Genomic DNA, 22,314 nt, shown 5'->3' on the forward strand with positions numbered 1-22,314 from the left:
CGATCGAACACTCGGAAAGTCCCCGCTTGGCCCGTAAATTCCTCTACGTCGTCGTCGTCCTGATCGCCCTCGCGATCGCGGGTGCGGTCGCTTACCGGCTGTTCGGCCCGCAGATGCTGAAGTTCGCCCTCGTTCCGCGCGAGGCGTTTCGGACCCAGCCCGCGGTCGCGCCCAGCGCCTATCGCGAGGCGCGGATGTGGATCGCGCGGCCGGACATCGGCAACAACCCAGCGCTCTGGACCCCGGCCGGCTACACACCCGCCAAGACCCCGGGCGCCGCGGTCTTCTTCGTCCACCCGACTTCCTATGTCGGTCGCGACCATTGGAACGCCTTGCTCACCGATGCGGAGACCAATGCCCGCGCCGACATCTTCCTCCGCGGCCAGGCGAGCGCCTTCAACGAGGCCGGGCAAATCTGGGCGCCGCGCTACCGCCAGGCGACCTTCGGCGCGTTCCTGACCAGCGCAGACGACGCCAACCGCGCGCTTGCCCTCGCCTATACCGACGTCCTCGCCGCCTTCGACGCCTTCGTGACGCAGGTCGATCGCAAGCGCCCGATCATCCTCGCCGGCCACAGCCAGGGCGCGCTCCACCTCACCCGGCTGCTGCGCGAACGCATCGCCGGCAAGCCGATCGCGCGACGGATCGTCGCCGCCTATGTCGTCGGCTGGCCGGTCTCGCGCGCCAACGATCTCGCCGCGATGGGCCTGTCCGAATGCGCCCGCGCCGATCAGGCCGGGTGCGTGCTGTCGTGGCAAAGCTTCGCCGAGCCAGCCGATCCGTCGCAAATCCTCGACGTGTACGACGCGACGAAGGGCTTCGACGGCCGACCGCGCAAGGGCGAGCCGATGGTCTGCACCAATCCGCTCACCGGCGCCCCCGGCGCGACCGCCCCCGCGGCCGCCAATCTCGGCACGCTCTACCCGTCCGCAGACCTAGCCACCGCCGACATCCGCCCCGGGACCGTCGGCGCGCGGTGCGACGATCGCGGCTTCCTGCTGATCGGCGAAGCACCCGATCTCGGCAGCTATGTGCTGCCCGGCAACAACTACCACGTCTACGACTACAGCCTGTTCTGGGCGAACGTCCGCGCCGACGCAGCAAGGCGCCTCGCCGCCTTCGCCCGGCGGTGATCACGGTGATGATCGAGCCCTCATGATTACCACCGCACGCGAGGCGTTCCGCGATGCGCTGCCGAGCGGCGGCCGCCTGATCGGGCTCGATCTCGGCACCAAGACGATCGGCACCGCCTTGTGCGACGCCGGCTGGAGCTATGCGAGCCCGGCGACCCTGGTCCGCCGCACCAAGTTCACCAAGGACAAGGCTGCCCTATCCGACCTGATGGGGGCCCAGAATGTCCGCGGCATCGTCCTCGGCCTGCCGCTCAACCTCGACGGCACCGAAAGCCCCCGCTCGCAATCCACCCGCGCCTTCGCGCGCAATTGCGAGGATCTCGGGCCCATCCTGCTATGGGACGAGCGCTGGTCTACCGTCGCGGTTGAACGCACGATGATCGAACAGGACATGAGCCGCGCCAAACGTGCCGACCGCATCGACAACCTAGCGGCGGCCCACATCCTCCAAGCCGCGATCGACGCCTTGGTGATGATCCAGGACTGACGAGACGATCGCCACTGTCTGCGGCCGACCGATATTGCTCCCTACCAGTGCAGAAGTACCGCATCGCGGATCCAGCTGCTCGGTCGAGCGAAGTTTGGCTATCGCCACCCTGACCATCGTCACCCCGGACTTGATCCGGGGTCCCGCTTGCGCGAGTTCCATGACTCCGGCTCGCGCGCATCAGCGGGATTCCGGATCAAGTCCGGGAAGAGGAGGTAAGCCGCGTTCTCGCCACATCGGTCGGCCCGCACCACATTGCCACGACGACGCTCACATGCAGCGGGATAGGACGATTCTGCTCACGCGGAGGCGCGAAGGCGCGGAGGTGTCGCCCGCGGAATTAATCGCCCGAGCAGCAACGCTGCTCCCACTGCCCGCCGCAGCGACGGCGAGACGCCGCCTCCAACCGCATCACCTCCGCGCCCTCCGCGTCTCCGCGTGAACCACTCTTCTTCTCGCTACGCGAGCCTCACCAACGAAGACCGCACACCCTCAGCCGAAGGCAGCCGAACCACGTATCACCGGCTTGCGTCGGCGCAGCCCCGCACCGACCATGCCGAAGCCGAGGATCATCAACGCCCAGCTCGCCGGCTCCGGAACCGCGGCGATTGAGTCCGCTGCGACGATGCGGAACTGAAGGTCGAGCGTGCCGCCCCCGGCCCCGATCGGGTAATCCGACAGGTCAAGCTGGGTATAGGCCTGCCCACCATCGTAATTGTTCGGTGTGGCGGCGACACCGAAATAGGCATTCGAGGTAGAGACAGCGGCCGTATAGATCGATCCGACGGTCAACGCCGTGCCGGTGAAGTCCGCGTCGAAGATCGAATTCGTGGCGGCCGTGGGCGTGAAGGTCCGCGTCGCGACCAGATTGCCCGTAAAGCCGGCACCTTCGTACAGGTTCATCGTGACGGGAGCGATCGGGAGCCAAGAGCTGCTCACGCGATAACCGAAGCCGATGCTGGTGAGCTTCGGCGCGAAGGCGACGAAGCTCTGCCCCACCGGGCCGAAGAACGAGATCTGAAGCGTTCCCCGCACCGGTCTCTCGTTGACGATCTCCGCGGCGGAGGCACCGCCGGCGCCGAACATCGCGCAGGCCGCGCTAATCAATGCGGTCATCTTGGCGTTCATGGTCGTTCTCACTTTATCTGGCTGTCGGTCGATGAAGGCGCCTCGACGCGCTCAGGCGTAGGTCACTCGCACCGCGCGTCGACGGCGCGTCGTGACCCCGACCAGCCCGAACCCGACGAGCATCAACGCCCAGGTCGCGGGCTCCGGCACCGGGGATACCGTCGTCCCGATGACGCGGAACGCGAGGTCGACTGAGCTCGTGCTGACGCCGAGCGCAGGACCCACGTCCCGCGGGCTGCTAATCTGCCCCCCGTCGTAATTGTTGCCGGTGATGACCGCGAAATACTCGCTCGTGGTAGCCCTCACGGCAGCAGTATAGGTCGATCCCACGGTCAGACCGGTCCCGGTAAAATCGGTGTCGAAGAACCCGTTCTTCGTCGGCTTGAAGGATCGTGACGCGATCAGGTCGCCACCCGCGCCGACACCGTCATACAAATCGATTAGCAGCGAGTCCGAAGGCTCGGGATTGAAGACCAGATAGCTGAAACCGATGCTCTTCAGCCACGGATCGACCGCCACGAAACTTTGGCCGAGCGGGGCGAAATGCGCGATCTGCACACTGCCGAAGATGCCTTGATCGTTGACGATCTCGGATGCTGCGGCGCTGTTCGCACCGAGGATTGCGCCGGCGGCGCCGATCAGTGCGGCGATCTTGATGTTCATGGTGGTTCTCCTGTCTTGAGGATTGTTGATCGATCGATGAAAGGGCCCCGACGCCCTCACGCGTACGTCACGCGCACAGCACTCCGCCGCCGCATCGCAGCGCCGACCAGCCCGAACCCGACGAGCATCAGCGCCCATGTCGCGGGCTCCGGCACCGCCTGAACAGGCGTCAGCAGGAAGCCGTGCGGTGCGCCGTTCGCGTTGGTGCCCCAGCCGACGATCTGCCCCCGCGTGTTGATGCCCCGCGCCACCGCTAGCGTGAAGCGCGTCCGCGGATCGATCAGGTCGTTCAGATTCTGCATGCGCCCCGCCGCGTCCCACAGCACCGCGGTTTCGCCGTTCGCACCACCGCTGGACCCCACGATCTTGCCGGCATCGTTGATCGCGTAGGCGATGCTGGTGTTGAGCCCGCCGGGCAGGTCGCCGAGATCCAGCATGCCCCCGCTCGCGCTCCACAGGACCGCACGCTGGCCGCTCGCGGCGTTGCCGAATCCGACGATCTGACCGAACGCGTTGATGGCCTGCGCACCACTCACATCGGTCCCGCCCGCCAAGTCCCCGAGATCACGCATGCCCGCGCCCGCCACCCACACGAAGGCGCGCCGGCCGGTGGCGATCGCGCTCGCGCCCACCACGCGACCGGCATCGTTGATGCCGAATGCCACGCTGTTGTCGGGTCCACCGGGCAGGTCGCCCAGGTTCACCATGCCCCCGCTCGCGGTCCAGAGGAACGCACGGGTGCCCGTCCGTAATTGGCTCGACCCCACGACCTGCCAGGCATCGTTGATGCCGTTGGCGATGCTGTCCCCGGTCCCACCGGGCAAAGTACCCAGGTTCTGCAGGGTCGCACTATTGCTCGACAGGAAGGCGCGGGTTCCTTCCGTCGCGCGGCTCGACCCGACCACGTCCCCCGCATCGTCGATCGCATTGGCGACGCTGTTGTTGCCGCCACCCGGCAGGTCGCCCAGATCCTGCATGCCGGTCGAGGCGGTCCACAGGAAGCCGCGGTTGCCGGTAGATGCGCCGCTATATCCCACGACCTGACCCGCATCGTTGATGCCGTGCGCGAAGCTCTGATCGATGCCGCGGGGCAGGTCGCCCAAATCGGTCAGCAGATAGGTGGCCGCGGCCGCCGGCGTGGCGGCGCCAAGCAGCAGCCCGGATACGGCAGCGGCGAAATGGAACTTCTTCATGCTTACCTCAGTAGAATTCGTAAAATCTCCGGGAAGCTTCCTACCCTATCCTATCCCACGGGTAATTGACCGAGCATCCGAATGGCTTGACTGTCCGTCCGCCCTCGCAGCCAATCCACGCAGTCGAAGCACCGTCCCCGCTCAACCTGCGCTTGCCCCCGCCCCGCCCCGGCGCTACCCCGCGCTCTTGATGACGCGATCGGATCACCGCCCCGCCACCCTGATCGAGGGCGGCGCCGTCTTCCCGCACCGGCACCTCACCGGGATCGACGGCCTCCAGCCGCATGAGATCGCATTCCTGCTCGATGAGGCGGAGCTATGGGTCGACGCCAACCGCACCCATGCCAAGCCCGACAAGCGGCTCGACGGCCTGACCCTGATCAACGCCTTCTTCGAAAACAGCACCCGCACGCTGTTGTCGTTCGAGATCGCCGGAAAGCGGCTCGGCGCCGATGTCGTCAACATGCACGCCGCGCAGTCGAGCGTGAAGAAGGGCGAGACGCTGATCGACACCGCGCAGACGCTCAACGCGATGCGCGCCGACGTGATCGTCATTCGCCACATGTCGTCGGGCGCGGTACGGCTGATCGCGGACAAGGTCGATTGCCCGGTGCTCAACGCCGGCGACGGCCGCCACGAACATCCGACCCAGGCCCTGCTCGACGCGCTGACGATCCGCCGCCGCCGCGGCAGCATCGCCGGGCAGCGCGTGGTGATCTGCGGCGACGTCCTCCACAGCCGGGTCGCACGGTCGAACATCCTCGCGCTGACCGCGCTCGCCGCCGAGGTTCGGGTCTGCGCGCCGTCGACGCTGATGCCCGCCGCGATCGAGCGGATGGGGGTCGCCGCCTTCACCGATTTCGATGCGGCGCTGGTCGGCGCCGACGTGGTGATGATGCTCAGGGTCCAGAACGAACGCATGGCCGGCGGCTACATTCCGTCGAGCCGCGAATACCGGCTGCGCTACGGCCTCACCCCCGATCGCCTCGCGCGGCTGCCGGGCGCGCTGGTGATGCACCCCGGCCCGATGAACCGCGGGGTGGAGATCGATTCGAGCGTTGCCGACGGCGCGCAATCCGCGATCACCGAACAGGTCGAGATGGGCGTCGCGGTGCGCATGGCCTGCCTCGACGTATTAACGCGGCGCGCGCGCGGCGTGGCGGGCTGGGCGTGACGCTCGCGATCCTCAACGTCCGGCTGGTCTGCCCGGTCGGCGGCGAGAAGCGCGGCGACCTCCTCGTCCGCGACGGTACGATCACCGCGGTGGGCGTGATCGACCTGCCCGCCGACGCCGATCGCATCGACGGCGGCGGCATGGTGCTCGCCCCCGCGATCGTCGATCTCGGCGTGTTCGCGATCGATCGCGCCGCCTGTCGCGCCGGCGGCATCGTCCGCGTCGGGCTGGTGCCCGACGGCTCGCCGGTGCTCGACGATCCCGGCATTGTCCAGCGCGCGGCGCTGATCGGCAAGCCCGACCTGTGGATCCATCCGATCTCGGCCGCGACCCGCGGTCTCGCGGGCACCGACCTCGCCGAGATGGCGGTGTGCCGCTCCGCCGGCGCGCGCGCGGTCGGCACCGGCAACCGCTGGATCGCGGATTCGGGGGTCATGCGCCGGGTCCTCGCCTATGCCAACGACCTCGGTATCGTCGTCGTCACTCATGCCGAAGACGGCGGCCTGATCGCCGGCGCGGTCGCGACCGAGGGCGAGACCGCGACCCGGCTCGGCCTGCCCGCCGCCCCCGCCATCGCCGAGGCGCTCGCGATCGCGCGCGACCTGATGCTAGCGGAAGATACCGGCGCGGCGATCCATATCCGCCAGGTAACCACTGCCGCGGGCTTCGATCTGGTCCGCGCCGCCAAGCGCCGCGGCGTGCGCGTCACCTGCGGCATCACGCCTGCGCATCTCCATCTGTCGGACATCGCGATGAGCGACTTCCGCACCTTCGCGCATCTCTCGCCGCCGCTGCGTGCCGAAAGCGATCGTCAGGCGGCGCGCTCGGCGGTGGCGGACGGCACGATCGACGTCATCGCCTCGGGCCACGATCCGCGCAGCGCCGAGGAGAAGCGCCTGCCCTTCGCCGATTCGTCGGCGGGGATGTCGGGGGCGGAGACGCTGCTCCCGCTCGCGGCGATGCTGGTGCGCGACGGGCTGTTGTCGCTGCCCGCCCTGTTCGCGCTGCTCGCGCGCAATCCGGCACGGGTGCTCGGGCTGGACACCGGCACGCTGGTGTCGGGCCAACCCGCCGACCTGCTGTTGTTCGATCCGGATGCACCGTGGCGGATCGACACCAGCATGATGCGCGCGTCGGCGGGCAACACCCCCTTCGACGGCCTTCCCGTCCAGGGCCGGGTGCTGCGGCTCTGGAAGGGCGGTCGCGAGATCAGCTAGACGCGAGCTGGGTGGCGGGCTTGCGCAGCCACTGCGCGGTCTGGTCGCCGGCTCCTGCACGGACGAAGCAGGCGCCGCCCGCGTCACGATAGCGGCGGCACATCGCGTCGGCGTCGCCCCGCGTGAAGCCACCGACCGACAGGCGGTAGACCGCGCCGATCTTCGAGGTGAAGGCGGTCCCGGTCGGCACATGGCCCTGCAACGCGGCGAAGCGGCGGGTCGCCTGGCTCCAGCCGTTCTTGGCCACCCCGGCGTTCTGGAACGCGCCGATCTGGACGTACCAATTGCCCTTGGCGCGCGCCTGCAGCTCGCCTTGTGCACGAGCCTGAGCGGCACGGAAGAAGACCTTGGCGGGGATTCGCTCGGCGCGGATCAACGTCACCGGCAACGGCTGGACGACCTCGCTCGACGCGGCGAACGCGACCTTCGCCAGCATCGCCGGGACCGGCGTCGGCACCGCGATCGGCAGTGGCTGAGCAATCGCCGCCGGCTGGGCGACGGGCACCTGAACGATCATCGGCTCGACCGCAGCGGTCTGTACCGGCGCCGCAGCAAGGGGAGCCGGCACGACCGGCGCCGGCGCGTTCAGCGCCAGCGCCACCGGCATGCCGCCGTCCGCTGACGCCTTCACGCCGAGCAGCGCGGCGATCTGGTCCGATGCTGCCTGGGGCTGCGCGAACGCCGCCCATTCCTCGATCCGCCGGTCGACATCGGCGGGCGACATATCGCTCGCCGCAACGACCCGCGCCATGTTCCACTGCCCCGCCAATGCGAAGCTAAGCGCCAAATTCTGCCGCACCTTCGCGTCCGCATCCGGCGTCCGCGCGATCTGCGTCAGCAACGCCACCGCCCCCGCGGGATCACCCGCCAGTGCCATCGCCAGCCCGCGATCCGCCGCCGGAATCACCGCCGCGTTTGCATCCAGCGTCCGCCGCGCGCCCGCCCAGTCACCCGTCGCGACCTTGGTCAACGCGAGGTTGAGCGCCGCCTTGGCGTTCCCCGGCGACAAGGTCAGTACGTCGGTGAAGATCTGCTGCGCGGACGCGAACCGACCGCCCTGCAGATAGCTCTGCCCGAGCAGCATGCGATACCCCGCCTCACGCGGCGCCAACTCGACCGCCGCTTCCGCGAAGCCGATCGCCGCCTTGCCGTCGCGGCGTGCCAGCGCCTTCTCGGCCTTGCGGGCATTGTCCGCCGCCGCTTTCGCGACGATCCCGGCATCGCGATCGCTGGCGGAAGCGACACCCTTGCCGCCGCCCGCAGTGCAGCCGACCATCGTGCCGCCGAACACCAACGCCGACAGGCCGAGCGTCAGAACCAACCGGATCTTCATCGAGCTATTCCCTTGTTACCGCTTGCGGCTCGCCGCGGGGAGCTGCGCGACCAGCGCCTCAACCTCGGTGACCGACTTCAACAGCGCGTCCAGCGCTTCGGTGACGAGCTGCTGCGACGATCGGTTGGTCACCGCACTCGCCAGCCGCAGCCGCAGATGGCGCTCGGCATCGAGCCGCAGCGTGAAGGCTGCCTTCCCCGACCGTGCGGTCTCGCGCCGAAACCGTGTCGCGGTCGCGACAGACACCGATTTCACCGCAACCGGCGCGGTGATGAAATCTTCCAGCGCCTCGCGCTCGACCAGAACCTGCGGCACCGGCGCTTCCACCGGCTGCTCGGTTTCGATCGGCTCGATCCGGACCACCGGCGCCGGTGCGGGCGCGACCTCGACCGGCGTCACCGCCAGCGACGCCGCGTCGCCTGCCCCCATGTCGTTCCAGCCGAGATCGTCGAGCCCCTGCCCGACGCCGCTGAACCCCGCATAACCTTGGCTGCGCATTGCCGGCCGCGCCTGGCCCTTGCGGGCGAGCAGGCTGGACGAAAGTGAGCCGATCTTGGCACTCCCCAACATCGTGCCGCCCTTCAACCGACGACCCGGCGACCGAAGCCGCCGGATGCGCTGCGCTGGCCGAAGCCCGCTCCTCCGTTCGCGCTCGGCACCGAGAACACGGTGCGGCGGAAGTTCTTCTCGAGCCGATCGGCGATGTACGACCACAACGCCGCGACCTCCGCCGCCGACTTGCCCTTGGGATCGCACTCCATGACCGTACGGCCATCGATCATCGACGCCGCAAAATCGGTGCGCTGGTGAAGCGTGATCGGCGCGACCGTGCCGTGCTGCGACAACGCCACCGCGGCGTCGCTGGTGATCCGCGCCTTTGGCGTCGCGGCGTTGACTACGAAGATCAGCGGCTTGCCCGCGCGGTCGCACAGGTCGACCGTGGCACCGACGGCGCGCAGGTCGTGCGGGCTCGGCCGGGTCGGAACGACGACCAATTCGGCGACGTTGATAACGCTCTGGATCGCCATCGTGATCGCGGGCGGCGTATCGATCATCGCCAGCTTGAAGCCCTGCTGACGCAGAACCTCCAGATCCGCGGCGAGCCGTGCCACCGTGGTCTGGGCGAAAGCCGGATATTCGGCGGTGCGCTCGTTCCACCAATCCGCCAGCGACCCTTGCGGATCGATGTCGATGAGAACCACGGGGCCGTGACCGGCCATTTGTGCCTGCACCGCGAGGTGCCCCGACAAGGTCGTCTTGCCCGAACCACCTTTTTGCGATGCCATCGCGAGAACGCGCATAGGACCTCTGAACTCCCGCTAACCGACGGGAGGATTGCCATGCGGGGCGCTAAGAAGCCGTTAACGCCGATTGGTCATAGGTCGCGGCGACAGATGGTGAAGCGAGCCTTTGCCATGAGCACGGTTCGCGTCATGATGCGCGTGGGGTTGGCGGGGGTCGGGACGATGCGACGGACGAACATGATCGGGCTTGGCGCGATGCTGGCGACGGCAATGACTGTGGTCACCGTCGCGCCGGCCGCGGCGCAGACGGTAAGCGCTGGCGAGGTAAAGCTCGGCGTCGATGCGTGGGCCAGCGGCGACTATGCCGCCGCAGTAGCCAAATGGCGCCCGTCCGCGCTCGCCGGCGATCCCGACGCGCAGTTCAACCTCGGTCAGGCGTACAAGCTCGGCCGCGGCGTACCGCTGGATGGCGCCGCAGCGCAGGAATGGTTCCTGAAGGCGGCCAAGCAGGGCCACCAGCAGGCCGAGGACAATTACGGCCTCGCGCTCTACACCGCCGGCCGCAAGAGCGACGCGGTGCCGTGGCTGGCGAAGTCGGTCGCCCGCGGCGAGGCGCGCAGCGAACTCGTCCTCGGCACGATGCTGTTCAACGGCGACGGCATCGCCCGTGACGTGCCCCGCGCGTATTCGCTGATGACGCTCGCCTCGCAAAAGGGCCTGAAGTCCGCCTCCGAGACCCTGGCGCAGATGGACCAGTACATCTCCGCTGGCGACCGGGAGAAGGGCGTCCGCCTCCTCGCCGGCTCCTCGGCAATCGCACCGGACCCGACGGCGACGCTCATGCCTAAGCCAGTAAGGGTCGCCGCCGCCAAGCCGTCGGTCACCCCCGCGCCGGCAAAGCTCGCAAGGGCAACCCCGAAGCCCACCCCGCAAGGCGCCTGGCGGATCCAGCTCGGCGCCTTCCACGACCGCGCTAATGCCGAAACCATGTGGAAGCAGGTCCGCGCCAAACTCGGCAGCGCACAGCCGACCTATGTGAAGGCCGGCGCCGTCACCCGTCTCCAAGCGGCCGGTTATGCGGGCAAGGCGGACGCCCAGCGCGCCTGTTCGGCGGCAGGCACCAGCTGCGTCGTCGTCGCGCCCTGATGCACTCGCCTCCGCTGACGCTGGCCGATCGCTCGATCCTTAAGCCCCGGCTCGCTTCAGCAACACACCCGCCCGCCAATAATGCCACAAGGCCCACGGCGTCGCCGCCGCGAAGGTCAGCATCGCATAGCGTAGTGAATCCTCGCCGAACGCCGGCCGCAGCAGGTCGCTGATCACCCCGATCGCGGTCGGCCCGAGGCCGAGCCCGACGAGGTTGATCACCAGCAGCGTCACCGCCGCCCACAACGCGCGCATCCGCAACGGCGCCAGACCCTGGATCAGCGCGAAGCTCGGCCCGAGGTAGCTGCTGACGAACAATAGCGACACCCAGTAGAGTGGCACCGCGACATAGGGGTTGCTCGATGCGTAGAACAGGAACGACAGCGGCAGCCCGATGCACTTGAGTGCCAGCACCAGCCACGCCTGGGCATGCAAGCCGTACCGCGCCGCGACCTTGTTCGCGAGCCATCCGCCCCCGACCGCGGAGATCGTGCCGCACACCGCCCCGACCGGCGCGACGTAGCGGGCGACGTCGATCATCGACAGCCCGACCGATCTTTGCAGGAAGCTCGGCCCGAACGCAGCATGGCCATAGCCGATCAGCGACGTGATCGTCACGCCCATCACCAGGTTGAACGCCGGCCCGCTCGCCAGCATCGTGCGGAACCCGTCGCCGAGCGGCGGGATCACGCCCTTGTCCTGTCCTTCCGCGACGATCTGTGCGTCCGACATCCCCCGCGGCGGCTCGACCACGAACAGCTTGACCAGGATCGCCAGCGCGATGCCCGGTAGCCCGACCGTGAACATCGCCACCCGCCAGCCATAGAGATGCGCGACGGTGCCGCCGATCATCGTCCCGAACGCGGTGCCCAGCACCACGCCGAGCGAATAGATGCCCATCGCCCCCGCGCGCTTTTCGGGCGGGTAGAGATCGGCGATGATTGAATGGCTGGGCGGGCTCGATCCCGCCTCGCCGACCCCAACCCCGATCCGCGCCGCCAGCAGCTGCGCGAAGTTCTGCGCCAGCCCGCACACCGCGGTCATCAGGCTCCATAGGGCCAGCGCGATCGCGATGATGTTGACGCGATTGCCGCGGTCGGCCAGCCGCGCGACCGGGATGCCGAGCGTGGCGTAGAAGATCGCGAACGCGAACCCGGCGAGCAGCCCCAGCTGGGTGTCGCTGAGCAGCAGGTCCTTGCGGATCAGCTCCTGGAGGATCGCCAGGATCTGGCGGTCCATGTAGCTGAAGAAATAGGCGGTGGTCAGCAGCGTCAGCGTGATCCCGCGCCGCTTCAGCGCCAGCGTCGCGGCGATTTCCGGGTGGCTCGCAATTCCAGTCATCGCCATACTCGCTTTACGAAAACAAAGGCCCCGCTGCGCAGACACTCGCAGCGGGGCCAGACCGGGTCAACTATTCCGTTCGTTGCAAATCATTGCCGAACGTCATGGCTTTAGAACTTCTGGGTGATCGCCAGCTTTGCGGTGAAGCCCAGTGGCGATGCCGTGAACGGGTCGTAGTTCTGGTCGAGCCGCGCGAACGGCGGGTCGCGATCGAAGACGTTCAGCGCCGAGAGGGCGAGCGTCGTGCCGGTCCGCAGGCCGACCCGCAGCGTCGCATCCATCGTCTTGTACGCACCGATCTCCTTGCCGCGCGTCACCGACGCACCGGCAAGCGCGCCGGGGTTCGGTCCGAAGATCGCCGCGCCGCGCTGATCGGTATAGCCGTCCAGATAGTTGAACTGGATGCGCAGGCTGGTCAGACCCAGGTCGCCCTGGACGTACCAATTGCCCTTCACCTGCGGCAGCGGATAGGCGGTGGTCTGGTAATTGAGCAGCCCGACGCCGTCGAACGCGGGCTGGACGACGATGCCTTCGACCGTGATGTCCTTGGTCTTGTAGTCGATCACATAGGTGCCGTTCACCCCGACCGTGACCGCGCCGTTGCCGATCTCGCCGCGGTAGCTCGCCTGAAGGTCGAGCCCGGACGTGCTGACGTCCGCCGAGTTGATCACGTTGGTCCGCAGCCGCTGCACGTTGGCGACGTTGCAGATCCCGCCGTTGAAGGTGAAGCGCGATGCCAGCGCCGCATAGGCCGGATTGGCGCAGTTCGCCGCGCCCGATGCGCCGAACAGCGCGGTGACGATGCCCTGGATCGGCTCGCCCTCGATCGGCCCGTCGAGATCATATTTGAAATAGTCGAGGCTCGCGTTCAGGCCGCCGACCTGGACGATGACGCCACCGCTATAGGTCTGCGCCTTTTCCGGCTGCAGATTGGCGTTGCCGCTGATGTCGACCGCGCGGAACGAGGTTCCGATGATCTGCAACGCGGTCAGGTTACCCTCGAGCTGCTGTGCCGGTGGGCCACGGAACGTCGTACCCGCACCGCCCCGCAAGGCCAGCCACGGCGTGACCTGGAAGCGAAGCCTTGCCTGCGGGTTGAAGGTCGATCCGACATCCTCGCCATAATCCTCGTAGCGGGCAGAGAGCTGCAGGTTGATCGCTTCGATGATCGGCAGCTGCAACTCGGCGAACAGCGCCTTCACGTCGCCGGACACCTCGTTGTTGCGGTTGGTGCCGAGGAAGCCGAGCGCGCCGGTCTGCGGGTTGCAGGTCGCGTTGGGGTTCAACGGCGTGCCGGGGCACGGGTTCACCGCCAGGTTGCTGTCGTTGTTGTAGTTCACCTTGTACTTGTTGCGACGATATTGGCCGCCGACCGCGAAGGCGACATCGCCGCCCGGCAGCCGGATCCCGGTCTTGCCGCTGAGCACCACGTCGCCGACGAACAATTGGGTGTTGTAGGTCGTGCGCGTCGTGCGGAAGAAATTGTCGAAGGTCGCCGCGTCGTTGATCAGGCCCGCGCCCGGGGTCACGCTCAGTCCATTGGTGCCGCGCGCGCCGGCATAATTGGCGTTCATCTGCCCGGTCACCGGATTGCTGGCCGACGCGGTGGAGAAGGGGTTGAAGAAGGTGCAACCGCCCGTACCCGCGAGCGCGGCCAGCTGCGGCGCCGTCAGCCCCACCCGCGATGCCGTGCTGGCGTAAGCGCAGTTCGGTCCGCCGAACCCCGCGAGCGCATTCTGCAACAGGTCGCCGAACGTGTCGGTCCCTTCGCCCTCGCGATAATATTGCGAATAGGTTCCGCTGGTGGTCAGGTTGAGATCCGACGTTACCTCCCACGACAGGTCGGCGGTGAAGCGGATCTGGTCCGACTGGCGCTTGGTATAGGCCGAACCGCGGTCGTTACCCTTGCGATCGAGCAGCAGCGGATTGCCGCCGAGCAGCGCCGGCCGGAACAGTACCGGGAACGCCAGCGCCGGGGCGAGCGGCACGCCAGCGGGCGCAAGACACCCCGATTGCGCGCCGTAGAAGTTGCAATAATCGCGCAGCGCCGGCGCATAGGTCGGGATCTGGAAGAACCCGGAACCGCCACTCGCCGCGTTCGCGGACGGCGGCAGGGTCGGCAGGTAGGTCGGCGACGTCGTGATCCGCGTCGACGTCGTGCCATACAGCGCACTGGCGGTGAAGCGGACGGTATCGGTCAGGTCGACCGCCGCCTCGACATAGGCTTGCAACCGGTCTTCCGGCTCGACCAGATTGCCGAATTGGCCGTAATTGTTGAAGCAGCGGTCGGTCGCCTGGTTGAGCACGCCGATGGTGGTCGGCGTCGGCGCGAACGAACCGGGCGTGCTGCGGAAGCCGCCGAGGTTTTCGCAGCCGAGATCGCGGATGAAGTTCACCCCGTTCGGTACGCCGGTCGCGCCGAAGCCGGTGAACAGCCGCCCCGAAGGATCGTTGTAGGGCTGGGTCGCGTTGAAATCGAAATTTCCGGGATTGCCGCCGCCGGTCCAACCGCCTTGCGGATTGGCCGCGTAGGGCTGGATGGTGAAGTCGCGGTCGGTGGTCCGCAGCTCCGACCGGTGCTGGTAGCCGATCGACGCCAGCATCCGGAATCCGTTGCCGCTATGGCCGTAGCTTACCGCGCCGCCGTAATCGCCCTTGGATCCATCGATGTAGCGATAGTCGCCCGAGGCGAGGAAACCCTGCTGGTCGGTCCGCGTGATGAAGTTGACCACGCCCGCGATCGCGTCCGAGCCATAGGTCGCGGCGGCGCCGTCCTTCAGCACCTCGACCCGGCCGATCGCGCCCTGCGGGATGAGGTTGATGTCGACGATCGGGATGCCGCCGCCGACCGGCACCAGCCGCTTGCCGTTGAGCAGCACCAGCGTCCGCTGCGGTCCAAGCCCGCGAAGGTTGACCGATGCGATGCCCTCGTTGCCCTGCGCCCGACTGTCGAACTGGTTGGCGTCGCCGGTCACACCGTTCGAGGTCGGCAGGTTCTTCAGCAGGTCGACCGCCGATGGCGCGCCCTGTTTGGCGAGTTCGTCGCCAGAGATGACGTCGACCGGCGCCGCAGCGTCCTCGGTCGATCCCCTGATCAGCGACCCCGTGATGACGATGTCCGGTCCCGCATCGACCGCGGTCGGTGCTTCCGCGGTGGCGATGTTCTGCGCATCGGCCGGCAGTTCCGCCTGTGCAGGCGTGGCGGCGCCGCCGACCTGTGCCTGTACCGGGCTCGCGAGTGCGATCGCCAAAGTCGACAGCGCACAGGCCGCCAAATAATGCCGCTTGATCATGATGTCCTCTCCCGCCGGCCGGAACGCTTGATGGTTCCGTACCGCATCCTCGAATAGATAGAGGGCGGAAGCAGTCGTCAAGCGAAACAAACGTTGCGTTTCGCTACGGTATTTGCCTCATGGGCGAGCATGTCAGCAATACCGACTAATCATGATGCAACAGACCAAGTCTTCGATAATGCGCCGTTTACGACAAGCTCCCGCTCGAGATCAGGTCGATCCACGCGGGCAGATCGGCCAGCCCGACGAGTTCGCGGAAGCGCGGATGCCCGCCCGGTGGCGCCGCATGCTCATGCCCCCATGCGAGCGGCTGCGGAACGAACGCGGCCCACGCCCCTGCCGCCAGCGCGGGCAGCACGTCCGATCGCATCGAATCGCCGGCCATCAGCGCTTCATCGGGCGCCACGCCGTACCGCGAGAACAGCCGCGCGAAGGTGTCCGCGGTCTTGTCGCTGACGATCTCGACCCCGGCGAACCGGTCGCCCAACCCCGACGCGGCGAGCTTCGCCTCCTGGTGAAGCAGGTCGCCCTTGGTGACCAGCACCAGCCGCCCACGCGCAGCAAGCGCGTCGAGCGTCGCCTCGATGCCATCGAGCAGCTCGACCGGGTGCGCCAGCAATTGCCGCCCCGCCGCGAGGATCTCGCCGATCGCCGCCGCCGGCAACGCCGCGCCGCCGAGTTCCACCGCGGTCTCGATCATCGATAGCGTGAAGCCCTTCGCGCCATAGCCGTACAGCTTCAGATTGCGCGCCTCGCACGCCTCCAGCGTCGCCCGCGTCGCCGCCACGTCGGCGAACGGCCGCAGAATCGCCGCGAACGCCGCCTCGGCGGCTTCGAAGTGACGCATGTTGTGCCAAAGCGTATCGTCGGCATCGAGGCAGATCAGGCGGATAGGCATGACGCAGGTCTACCAAAGTGCCGGCGCGGTCGTCACCCACACTTTCCCACCCCGAGACCCGGAGCGGCAGCGCCTGTCGATAGCTGCAGCAGTAATGCGCGGCACCACCACCTCCATCTCCGCCACCCCGGCGGAGGCCGGGGCCCAGTTCGGTGACGATAGTAACTACGGACCGTCCGTCGTCACAGCCGCCTGTCTACCTGGGCCCCGGCCTCCGCCGGGGTGGGAAATAAATGTATGTTCGCGCTTCAGCTTTGCCGACGAAGCTCGAGAGGGCCTGCACGACTCCGGCCGACCCCGCCTCCCCATCAATACCCGTTGAGCTGCGCGAACCGCTCGCGGTGGTACGCCGCGTTGCCCCACATCGGCTCGATCACCGCGGCGCGCTTCATGTACAGCCCCGCGTCGTGCTCGTCGGTCATGCCGATGCCGCCGTGCAGCTGCACCATCTCGCGGCTGACCAGCTTCAGCGTCTCGCCGCCGACCGCCTTGGCCAGGCTCACCGCCTGGTCGACGTCCGATCGCCCAGCGTCGATCGCCTCCAGCGCCGCCTCTACAACCGATCGCATCAGCTCCAGCTCGGTGAACATCTTGGCCATACGGTGCTGCAGCGCCTGGAAGGTCGACAGCGGCTGCCCGAACTGCACCCGCGTCTTGAGGTAGTCGTTGGTCACCGCGAACGCCTGTTCGGCCATCCCCAGCATCTCGGCACATAGCAGCGCCGCGGCGCGATCCACTACCGCGCGAGTCAGCTCGGGCCCGCCGAGCTTTTCCGCCGGCGCGCCCGAAAACACGATCTGCGCATGGCTGCGCGAATCCGCCATCTTGCGCGTCGCCCGCGTCACGCCTTCGTCGCCCGCGACGAGGTAAAGTCCATCGACTGCCGCCACCACGAACAGCGCCGCGGTGTCGCCCTCAGCGACGAACGCCTTGGTGCCCGTCAGCAATCCGCCTTCGACCGTCGTTGCGATCTTGCCGAGATCGTGGATCGGCCCCTCATCCACCGCCAGCGTCGCGACCACGTCGCCCGACGCGATCTTCGCCAGCCAGTCGTTCTTGGCCGCATCCGACGATCCCATCGCGATCGCGGTCGCCGCGGGCCCGGTCGAGGCCAGCGGCGTCGCTGCGAGATTGCGGCCAAGCTGCTCGATCACCAGCCCCAGCGACAGATAACCGAACGCCGATCCGCCATGCTCCTCCGGCACGACGATACCGCCCCAGCCCATCTGCCCAATCTCGGTCCACGCCGCGGGATCGAAGCCCCCGGGCGTCGCGGCATTGCGGAGCTTGCGAAACGCGGTGACGGGCGACTCATTGTCGGCCCATTCGCGCGCCATGTCGCGCAGCATCGTCTGTTCGTCGTTCAGGACGGCCATTCGTTCATTCCCTCGTTAGCCAAGGATGGCGGGAGGTCCGGTCCTGCCGGCCTCCCGCCTCGCCCCGCTCTCCAACCTTATTGGTGATCCAGCATCCCGAGGATGCGCTTGGCGATCACGTTGTTCTGGATCTCGGTCGATCCGCCATAGATCGACACCGCCTTGCCCCACAGCCAGGTGCGGGTCTGCGCCAGCTCGGCCTCGCTGAAGCCTTCGCCTTCCCAGCCGACGCCGTTCATGCCCATGATCTCGACGCCGAGTTCGGCCTTGTCCTGGGTGATCCGCGCACCGACATTCTTCATGATCGACGTCGCCGCCGACGGCCCCTGGTTCGACTTGGCGTCGAGCGCGGCACGGCGCAGCGTCAGCATGAAGGCTCGGGTATCCATCTCGTGCCGCACGATCCGCATCCGCAGGTCGCTGTCGGCGATCTTGCCGTCGACCTCACCGCGATATTCCTTGGCGAGCGCGCTGACCGGCTTGCCCGCCATCATCCGACCGGCGCTGCCGCCGCCGCCCGACAGGCTCGATCGCTCATGCTGGAGCAGCCGCGTGCCGATCGTCCAGCCTTGCCCTTCCTGGCCGACCAGATTTTCCTTCGGCACCTTCACGTTGGTGAAGAACGTCTCGCAAAATGGCGAGGCGCCCGAGATCAGGCGGATCGGCTTCACCTCGACGCCCTCGGCATCCATGTCGATCAACAGGAAGCTGATCCCGGCATGCTTCTGCGTCTTGTCAGTGCGCACCAGCGCGAAGCACTTGTCCGCCCACTGCCCACCCGAGGTCCAGGTCTTCTGGCCGTTGACCAGATAATGGTCGCCCTTGTCCTCCGCGAACATCTGCAGCGACGCCAGATCCGATCCGGCACCCGGTTCCGAATAGCCCTGGCACCAGCGCACTTCGCCCCGCGCGATCTTGGGGATATGTTCCTGCTTCTGCGCCTCGGTGCCGTATTCCAGCATTGTCGGGCCGAACATCATCACGCCCATGCCGCCGATCGGGTTCCACGCGCCGATCCGCGCCATCTCCTCCTGAAGCACGCGAACCTGATCGCGTTCGAGCCCGCCGCCGCCATATTGCTTGGGCCAGGTCGGGACGCCCCAACCCTTCTCGCCCATCGCCTTCTGCCAGGCGGCTTCGTCGGCGCTGTTCTCCGACGGCCCGTCGATCGCGGACATCGCATTGTCCTTGTGCGCGAGCGCGGCCGGGAAGTTCGCGGCGAGCCATTCGCGCACCTCGGTACGAAACGCATCCAGTGGCGAGGTCGGGGCGTCGAGTTCGGCGGCGGTCGCCATGCGGTCTCTCCTGAACGTCAATCTGAAGATCGGGTATGGCCGGTCTGTCGCACGGATCGCGCCCGGATGCAAAGGCAATGCTGATAGCGCTCGTTCGTTTCAGCGGAGAAGGAATGGGTGCCCCCCTTCCCTCCGGCCCGCATTTCGCCAATGACCCAGTCCACGCACGCGGTAGCCCGCATGCGGGGGGACTCCACCGATGCGCTTCCACCACAATGCCATTCCGATCGTACTGGCGGCGGTGCTCATCGACACGATCGGGTTCGGCATCGTCATCCCGGTGCTGCCGCGGCTGATCACCGAATTGGGCCATGTCGATCTGGAACAGGGCGCCCGGCTCGCGGGCTATATGCTCGTGCTGTTCTCCGCGACGCAGTTCGTGGCGGGGCCGATCATGGGCAGCCTCGGCGATCGCTTTGGCCGGCGCCGCGTGCTGATCGCGTCGATGCTCGCCTTCGCGATCGATTACGGCCTGATGGCGCTCGCTCCGACGCTCGCCTGGCTGTTCGCCGGGCGCGCGATCGCGGGCGTCGCAGGGGCGGTATACGCGCCCGCTATGGCGGTGCTCAGCGACGTCACCCCACCCGAAAAGCGCGGCGCCACCTTCGGCCTGATCGGCGCGGCGTTCGGGATGGGCTTCATCATCGGCCCCGCGATCGGCGGGCTACTCGCCGGGCTCGGCCCGCGCGCGCCGTTCGTGGCCGCGGGCGTGCTCGCCGCGATTAACGCGCTGACGATGATGATCGCTCTTCCGGAGACCCTCGCCCCCGAGAACCGCCGCGCGTTCGACTGGCGCGCCGCGAACATCGTCGGTGCGTTCCGCCCCCTGTTCGCCGCAGGCAACGCCGCAGCGCTGCTCGGCGCGTGGTTCCTGTGGCAGCTCGCGCACATGGTCTACCCGTCGACTTGGTCGTTCTGGGCGACGATCCAGCTCGGCTGGGACGCGCGGGCGATCGGCTGGTCGCTGGCGTTCACCGGCATGTGCATGGCGGTGGTGCAGATCGCGCTCACCGGCCGCGCGATCGCGCGCTTCGGGGAGCGCGTGACGGTGGTGATCGGCCTCATATCGGGCGCGGTCGCGTTCACGGCGCTCGCCTTCGTCACGCAAGGCTGGATGGTCTATGCGCTGTTCGTCGCTGGCGCGTTCCAGGGTTTCGTCTTCCCCGCGATGAACGCGCTGCTGTCGCACATGGTCGACGCGGATCGCCAGGGCGCGTTGCAAGGCGGCATCTCGAGCATGTCGAGCGTCGCCTCGATCATCGGCCCGCTGGTCCTCACCCAGGCACTCGCGGCAGGCACCGCGCGCGGTTTCCCCGGCGCGTCGTTCCTGCTCGCCGGACTGCTCGCTACGGCCGCGCTGGTCATCATCGTGACCTTCGTCCTGAACCGTGCGCCAGCCAGAAGTTGATTGTCGCGCAGAGACGCGGAGGACGCGGAGGCGTTTCGCTTGCGGTAGCTTGATCCTTCATCGCTACCGCCGACCTTGCTGCCGCCTGTGAGGTGAAGATGCCGCCACAGGCGGCGAACGCACCACCTCCGCGTCCTCCGCGTCTCCGCGCGAACATCCTTCTTCAACGCCGACCTAAGCCGCTTCCAACCTCCGGACCACAGGCGCAACCTCCCGCCGCCCGGTGTCGAACGCCGCTGCCTTCGCCACCAGCGAACCGACCTCGCTCGCCAGCGTCCGCGCCGCCGCGGAGGTCTGCTCGACCATCGCCGCGTTCTGGCGGGTCGATCGGTCCATCCCCGCCACCGTGGTCGCGACATCGGTGAACGCAACCGATTGCGCGCGGTTGTCGCGCGCAATCGTGCCGAGCATCGCGTGCACTTCGCCGATCGCGGCCGCGATCGTCACCAGCGCGCCGTCGACCTCGGACACCGCGCCCACCGCCGCCTCGATATCGACCTGCGTGACCGTCAGCCGCTCGCGTGCCTGTCGCGCCTCGGCCTCCGCGCGGATCGCGAGCGCCCCGACCAGATCGGCGACGATCGCGAAGCCGCGCCCCGCCTCGCCCTCGCGCCCCGCCTCGATCGCGGCATTCATCGCCAGCACGCGGGTCTGGAACGCGATCTTGTCGAGCCCGCCGATCACCTCGTCGATCCCGCGCGCGCTGCCCGCCACCCGGACCATCGCGTCGACCGCCCCGCGGGCACTCGCGCGACCCTGATCGACCGTCGCGATCGTCCGGTCGGCGCGGTCTGCGGTATCGGTCGAGACCTGCGTCGTCGCCTTCAGCCGCGCGTCGATGTCCCCCAGCGCCGCCGCGGTCTCCTCCAGATCGGCCGCGTTGCGCTTGGATCGCGCCGCGAGATCGTCCGACGCCGCCGCGATCTCGCTCGACGCGGTGCCGATCTGTCCGGTGCCGTCGATCACCGCCTCGATCATCTCGCGCAGTGTCGTCACCGTCATGTCCAGATTCGCGCCGATCGCGGCATAGCTCGGCGGAAACGTGCGCCCGCCCCGCCCGGTGAGATCGCCCGCCGCCATCGCACGTAGGGCCACCGCGAGCAGGTCCGACACCGCCTGCTGGTCCGCGGTACTCCGCGCATCGTCCGCGCGGCGCGTCTCGGCCGCGACGCGGAACCGCTCGACCGCGACCGCCAGCGTGCCGAGCTCGTCCACCCGCGCCAGGTGCGGCACCGCGCAGTCGCCGCCGGCCGCGAGGTCGGTCGTCGCCGTCGCGACCTCGCCGAGCGGCACCACCACCCGCCGGACCAGATACAACGCCGCGCCGATCGCCATCGACACGATCGCCGATGCCAGCGCGATCAGCACCGCGATCCCGAGCCGAAGCTCGCTCTTCGCATCCGCATTCAGTTTCGTCTGGTAAGCCGCTGCGGCCGTCACCGTCTCGTCGATCATCCGGCGATGCGCGGCATAGGCGGCGCTCAGCCGTCGATAGCTCGCCGCCGCCGCCGCCGCGTCCCCACGGCGCACCGAGGGCAGCAGCGTGTCGTCCAGTTCACGCCAGAACAGCCGCGCCGGGGCATCGGTACGCGTGGTGATCGCAGTCTTCAGTGCCGGGTCGAGATCCGATGCCCGCCAATAGACCTGCCGGGCATCATAATCCTTGCGCAACCGCGCCAGCCTTCCCGCATGCTCGGCATAGGATGACGGATCGCGCACCAGCAGCGTCGCCTCCAGATAGGGTTCGATCACATAAGCGGGCGGCGGCAGGATGTCGGCGATCAGGTCCGATGCCTGTTGCAGCTTGACCTGGATCGGGCCCCCGACGCGGATCCGGTCGATCCGCCACGATGCCAGCATCGCCCCTGCGCACAGCAGCGCGATCAGCGATGCCGCGCTGATCCTGACGAGAACCCGAAGCGTCATGGCCTTGCACCGTCCCCTACCTCGCCGGCACGTTGATCGCCGAACGAGACATTATAGAC

At 68.0% G+C, this 22,314-nt stretch carries 18 protein-coding genes and 1 pseudogene; 6 read left to right on the top strand and 13 right to left on the bottom strand.

What is annotated here, in order from left to right; translation table 11 throughout:
- The first annotated feature begins 26 nt into the window (after positions 1 to 26).
- The gene (locus ACFE77_RS03405) at positions 27 to 1,133 is read left to right on the top strand and encodes a DUF3089 domain-containing protein (protein ID WP_375420220.1); all 1,107 of its coding nucleotides are present in this window, start codon (positions 27 to 29) and stop codon (positions 1,131 to 1,133) included.
- A gap of 22 nt (positions 1,134 to 1,155) precedes the next feature.
- A complete protein-coding gene (gene ruvX / locus ACFE77_RS03410) occupies positions 1,156 to 1,620 on the top strand; it encodes a Holliday junction resolvase RuvX (protein WP_375420221.1) in 465 nt (154 codons plus the stop codon).
- 492 nt (positions 1,621 to 2,112) lie between these two features.
- Here the strand turns inward: ruvX and ACFE77_RS03415 are convergent, their stop codons facing one another.
- The 4 genes and pseudogenes from ACFE77_RS03415 to ACFE77_RS03430 all read right to left on the bottom strand — a co-directional run.
- Positions 2,113 to 2,736 (bottom strand): PEPxxWA-CTERM sorting domain-containing protein, encoded by a 624-nt coding sequence (locus ACFE77_RS03415; protein ID WP_375420222.1) that lies wholly within the window; start codon positions 2,734 to 2,736, stop codon positions 2,113 to 2,115.
- 63 nt (positions 2,737 to 2,799) lie between these two features.
- Complete coding sequence (locus ACFE77_RS03420) at positions 2,800 to 3,411, bottom strand: PEPxxWA-CTERM sorting domain-containing protein (RefSeq protein WP_375420223.1); 612 nt, start codon at positions 3,409 to 3,411, stop codon at positions 2,800 to 2,802.
- Positions 3,412 to 3,467: 56 nt separating this feature from the next.
- Positions 3,468 to 3,848 (bottom strand): PEPxxWA-CTERM sorting domain-containing protein, encoded by a 381-nt coding sequence (locus tag ACFE77_RS03425; protein ID WP_375420282.1) that lies wholly within the window; start codon positions 3,846 to 3,848, stop codon positions 3,468 to 3,470.
- Positions 3,837 to 4,604, bottom strand: a pseudogene (locus tag ACFE77_RS03430) (hypothetical protein); the annotation flags it as partial. The pseudogene ACFE77_RS03430 and the gene ACFE77_RS03425, both read right to left, overlap by 12 nt.
- A gap of 190 nt (positions 4,605 to 4,794) precedes the next feature.
- Here ACFE77_RS03430 and ACFE77_RS03435 point away from each other — a divergent pair.
- Together ACFE77_RS03435 and ACFE77_RS03440 are read left to right on the top strand one after the other, a co-directional pair.
- Positions 4,795 to 5,778 (top strand): aspartate carbamoyltransferase catalytic subunit, encoded by a 984-nt coding sequence (locus tag ACFE77_RS03435; RefSeq protein WP_375420224.1) that lies wholly within the window; start codon positions 4,795 to 4,797, stop codon positions 5,776 to 5,778.
- Positions 5,769 to 6,995, top strand: a complete 1,227-nt coding sequence (locus ACFE77_RS03440) for a dihydroorotase family protein (protein WP_375420283.1) — start codon at positions 5,769 to 5,771, stop codon at positions 6,993 to 6,995. Before ACFE77_RS03435 ends, ACFE77_RS03440 begins: the two co-directional genes overlap by 10 nt.
- Here the strand turns inward: ACFE77_RS03440 and ACFE77_RS03445 are convergent.
- From ACFE77_RS03445 to ACFE77_RS03455, 3 genes are read right to left on the bottom strand one after another with little or no spacing between them, the layout of a single operon-like run.
- Positions 6,988 to 8,328, bottom strand: coding sequence for a tetratricopeptide repeat protein (locus ACFE77_RS03445; protein ID WP_375420225.1), 1,341 nt, complete (start codon positions 8,326 to 8,328; stop codon positions 6,988 to 6,990). The genes ACFE77_RS03440 and ACFE77_RS03445 overlap by 8 nt on opposite strands.
- A 15-nt stretch (positions 8,329 to 8,343) precedes the next feature.
- Entirely contained in the window at positions 8,344 to 8,898 is a 555-nt protein-coding gene (locus ACFE77_RS03450) for a hypothetical protein (RefSeq protein WP_375420226.1), read from the bottom strand.
- 11 nt (positions 8,899 to 8,909) lie between these two features.
- Positions 8,910 to 9,629, bottom strand: a complete 720-nt coding sequence (locus ACFE77_RS03455) for an AAA family ATPase (RefSeq protein WP_375420227.1) — start codon at positions 9,627 to 9,629, stop codon at positions 8,910 to 8,912.
- A gap of 114 nt (positions 9,630 to 9,743) precedes the next feature.
- Between ACFE77_RS03455 and ACFE77_RS03460 the strand changes: the two genes are divergently transcribed.
- A complete protein-coding gene (locus ACFE77_RS03460) occupies positions 9,744 to 10,718 on the top strand; it encodes an SPOR domain-containing protein (RefSeq protein ID WP_375420228.1) in 975 nt (324 codons plus the stop codon).
- Between the two features lie 39 nt (positions 10,719 to 10,757).
- On the opposite strand, the gene ACFE77_RS03465 is transcribed toward ACFE77_RS03460, so the two are convergent.
- The 5 genes from ACFE77_RS03465 to ACFE77_RS03485 form a co-directional block, all read right to left on the bottom strand.
- Positions 10,758 to 12,059 carry a spinster family MFS transporter gene (locus ACFE77_RS03465; protein WP_375420229.1) on the bottom strand — a complete coding sequence of 434 codons (1,302 nt, stop codon included), beginning with the start codon at positions 12,057 to 12,059 and terminating at the stop codon, positions 10,758 to 10,760.
- 110 nt (positions 12,060 to 12,169) lie between these two features.
- Positions 12,170 to 15,352, bottom strand: coding sequence for a TonB-dependent receptor domain-containing protein (locus ACFE77_RS03470; RefSeq protein WP_375420230.1), 3,183 nt, complete (start codon positions 15,350 to 15,352; stop codon positions 12,170 to 12,172).
- Between the two features lie 187 nt (positions 15,353 to 15,539).
- Positions 15,540 to 16,250, bottom strand: a complete 711-nt coding sequence (locus ACFE77_RS03475; protein WP_375420231.1) for an HAD family hydrolase — start codon at positions 16,248 to 16,250, stop codon at positions 15,540 to 15,542.
- Positions 16,251 to 16,558: 308 nt separating this feature from the next.
- The gene (locus ACFE77_RS03480; protein ID WP_375420232.1) at positions 16,559 to 17,626 is read right to left on the bottom strand and encodes an acyl-CoA dehydrogenase family protein; all 1,068 of its coding nucleotides are present in this window, start codon (positions 17,624 to 17,626) and stop codon (positions 16,559 to 16,561) included.
- A 77-nt stretch (positions 17,627 to 17,703) separates the two neighbouring features.
- Entirely contained in the window at positions 17,704 to 18,921 is a 1,218-nt protein-coding gene (locus ACFE77_RS03485; protein ID WP_375420233.1) for an acyl-CoA dehydrogenase family protein, read from the bottom strand.
- 199 nt (positions 18,922 to 19,120) lie between these two features.
- On the opposite strand from ACFE77_RS03485, the gene ACFE77_RS03490 reads away from it, so the two are divergent.
- Positions 19,121 to 20,329, top strand: coding sequence for an MFS transporter (locus tag ACFE77_RS03490; protein ID WP_375420234.1), 1,209 nt, complete (start codon positions 19,121 to 19,123; stop codon positions 20,327 to 20,329).
- Between the two features lie 174 nt (positions 20,330 to 20,503).
- On the opposite strand, the gene ACFE77_RS03495 is transcribed toward ACFE77_RS03490, so the two are convergent.
- Positions 20,504 to 22,255, bottom strand: coding sequence for a methyl-accepting chemotaxis protein (locus ACFE77_RS03495; protein ID WP_375420235.1), 1,752 nt, complete (start codon positions 22,253 to 22,255; stop codon positions 20,504 to 20,506).
- Positions 22,256 to 22,314: the final 59 nt, after the last annotated feature.

The sequence above is a fragment of the uncultured Sphingomonas sp. genome (genome assembly GCF_964243315.1).
In the GTDB taxonomy this organism is placed as follows: domain Bacteria; phylum Pseudomonadota; class Alphaproteobacteria; order Sphingomonadales; family Sphingomonadaceae; genus Sphingomonas.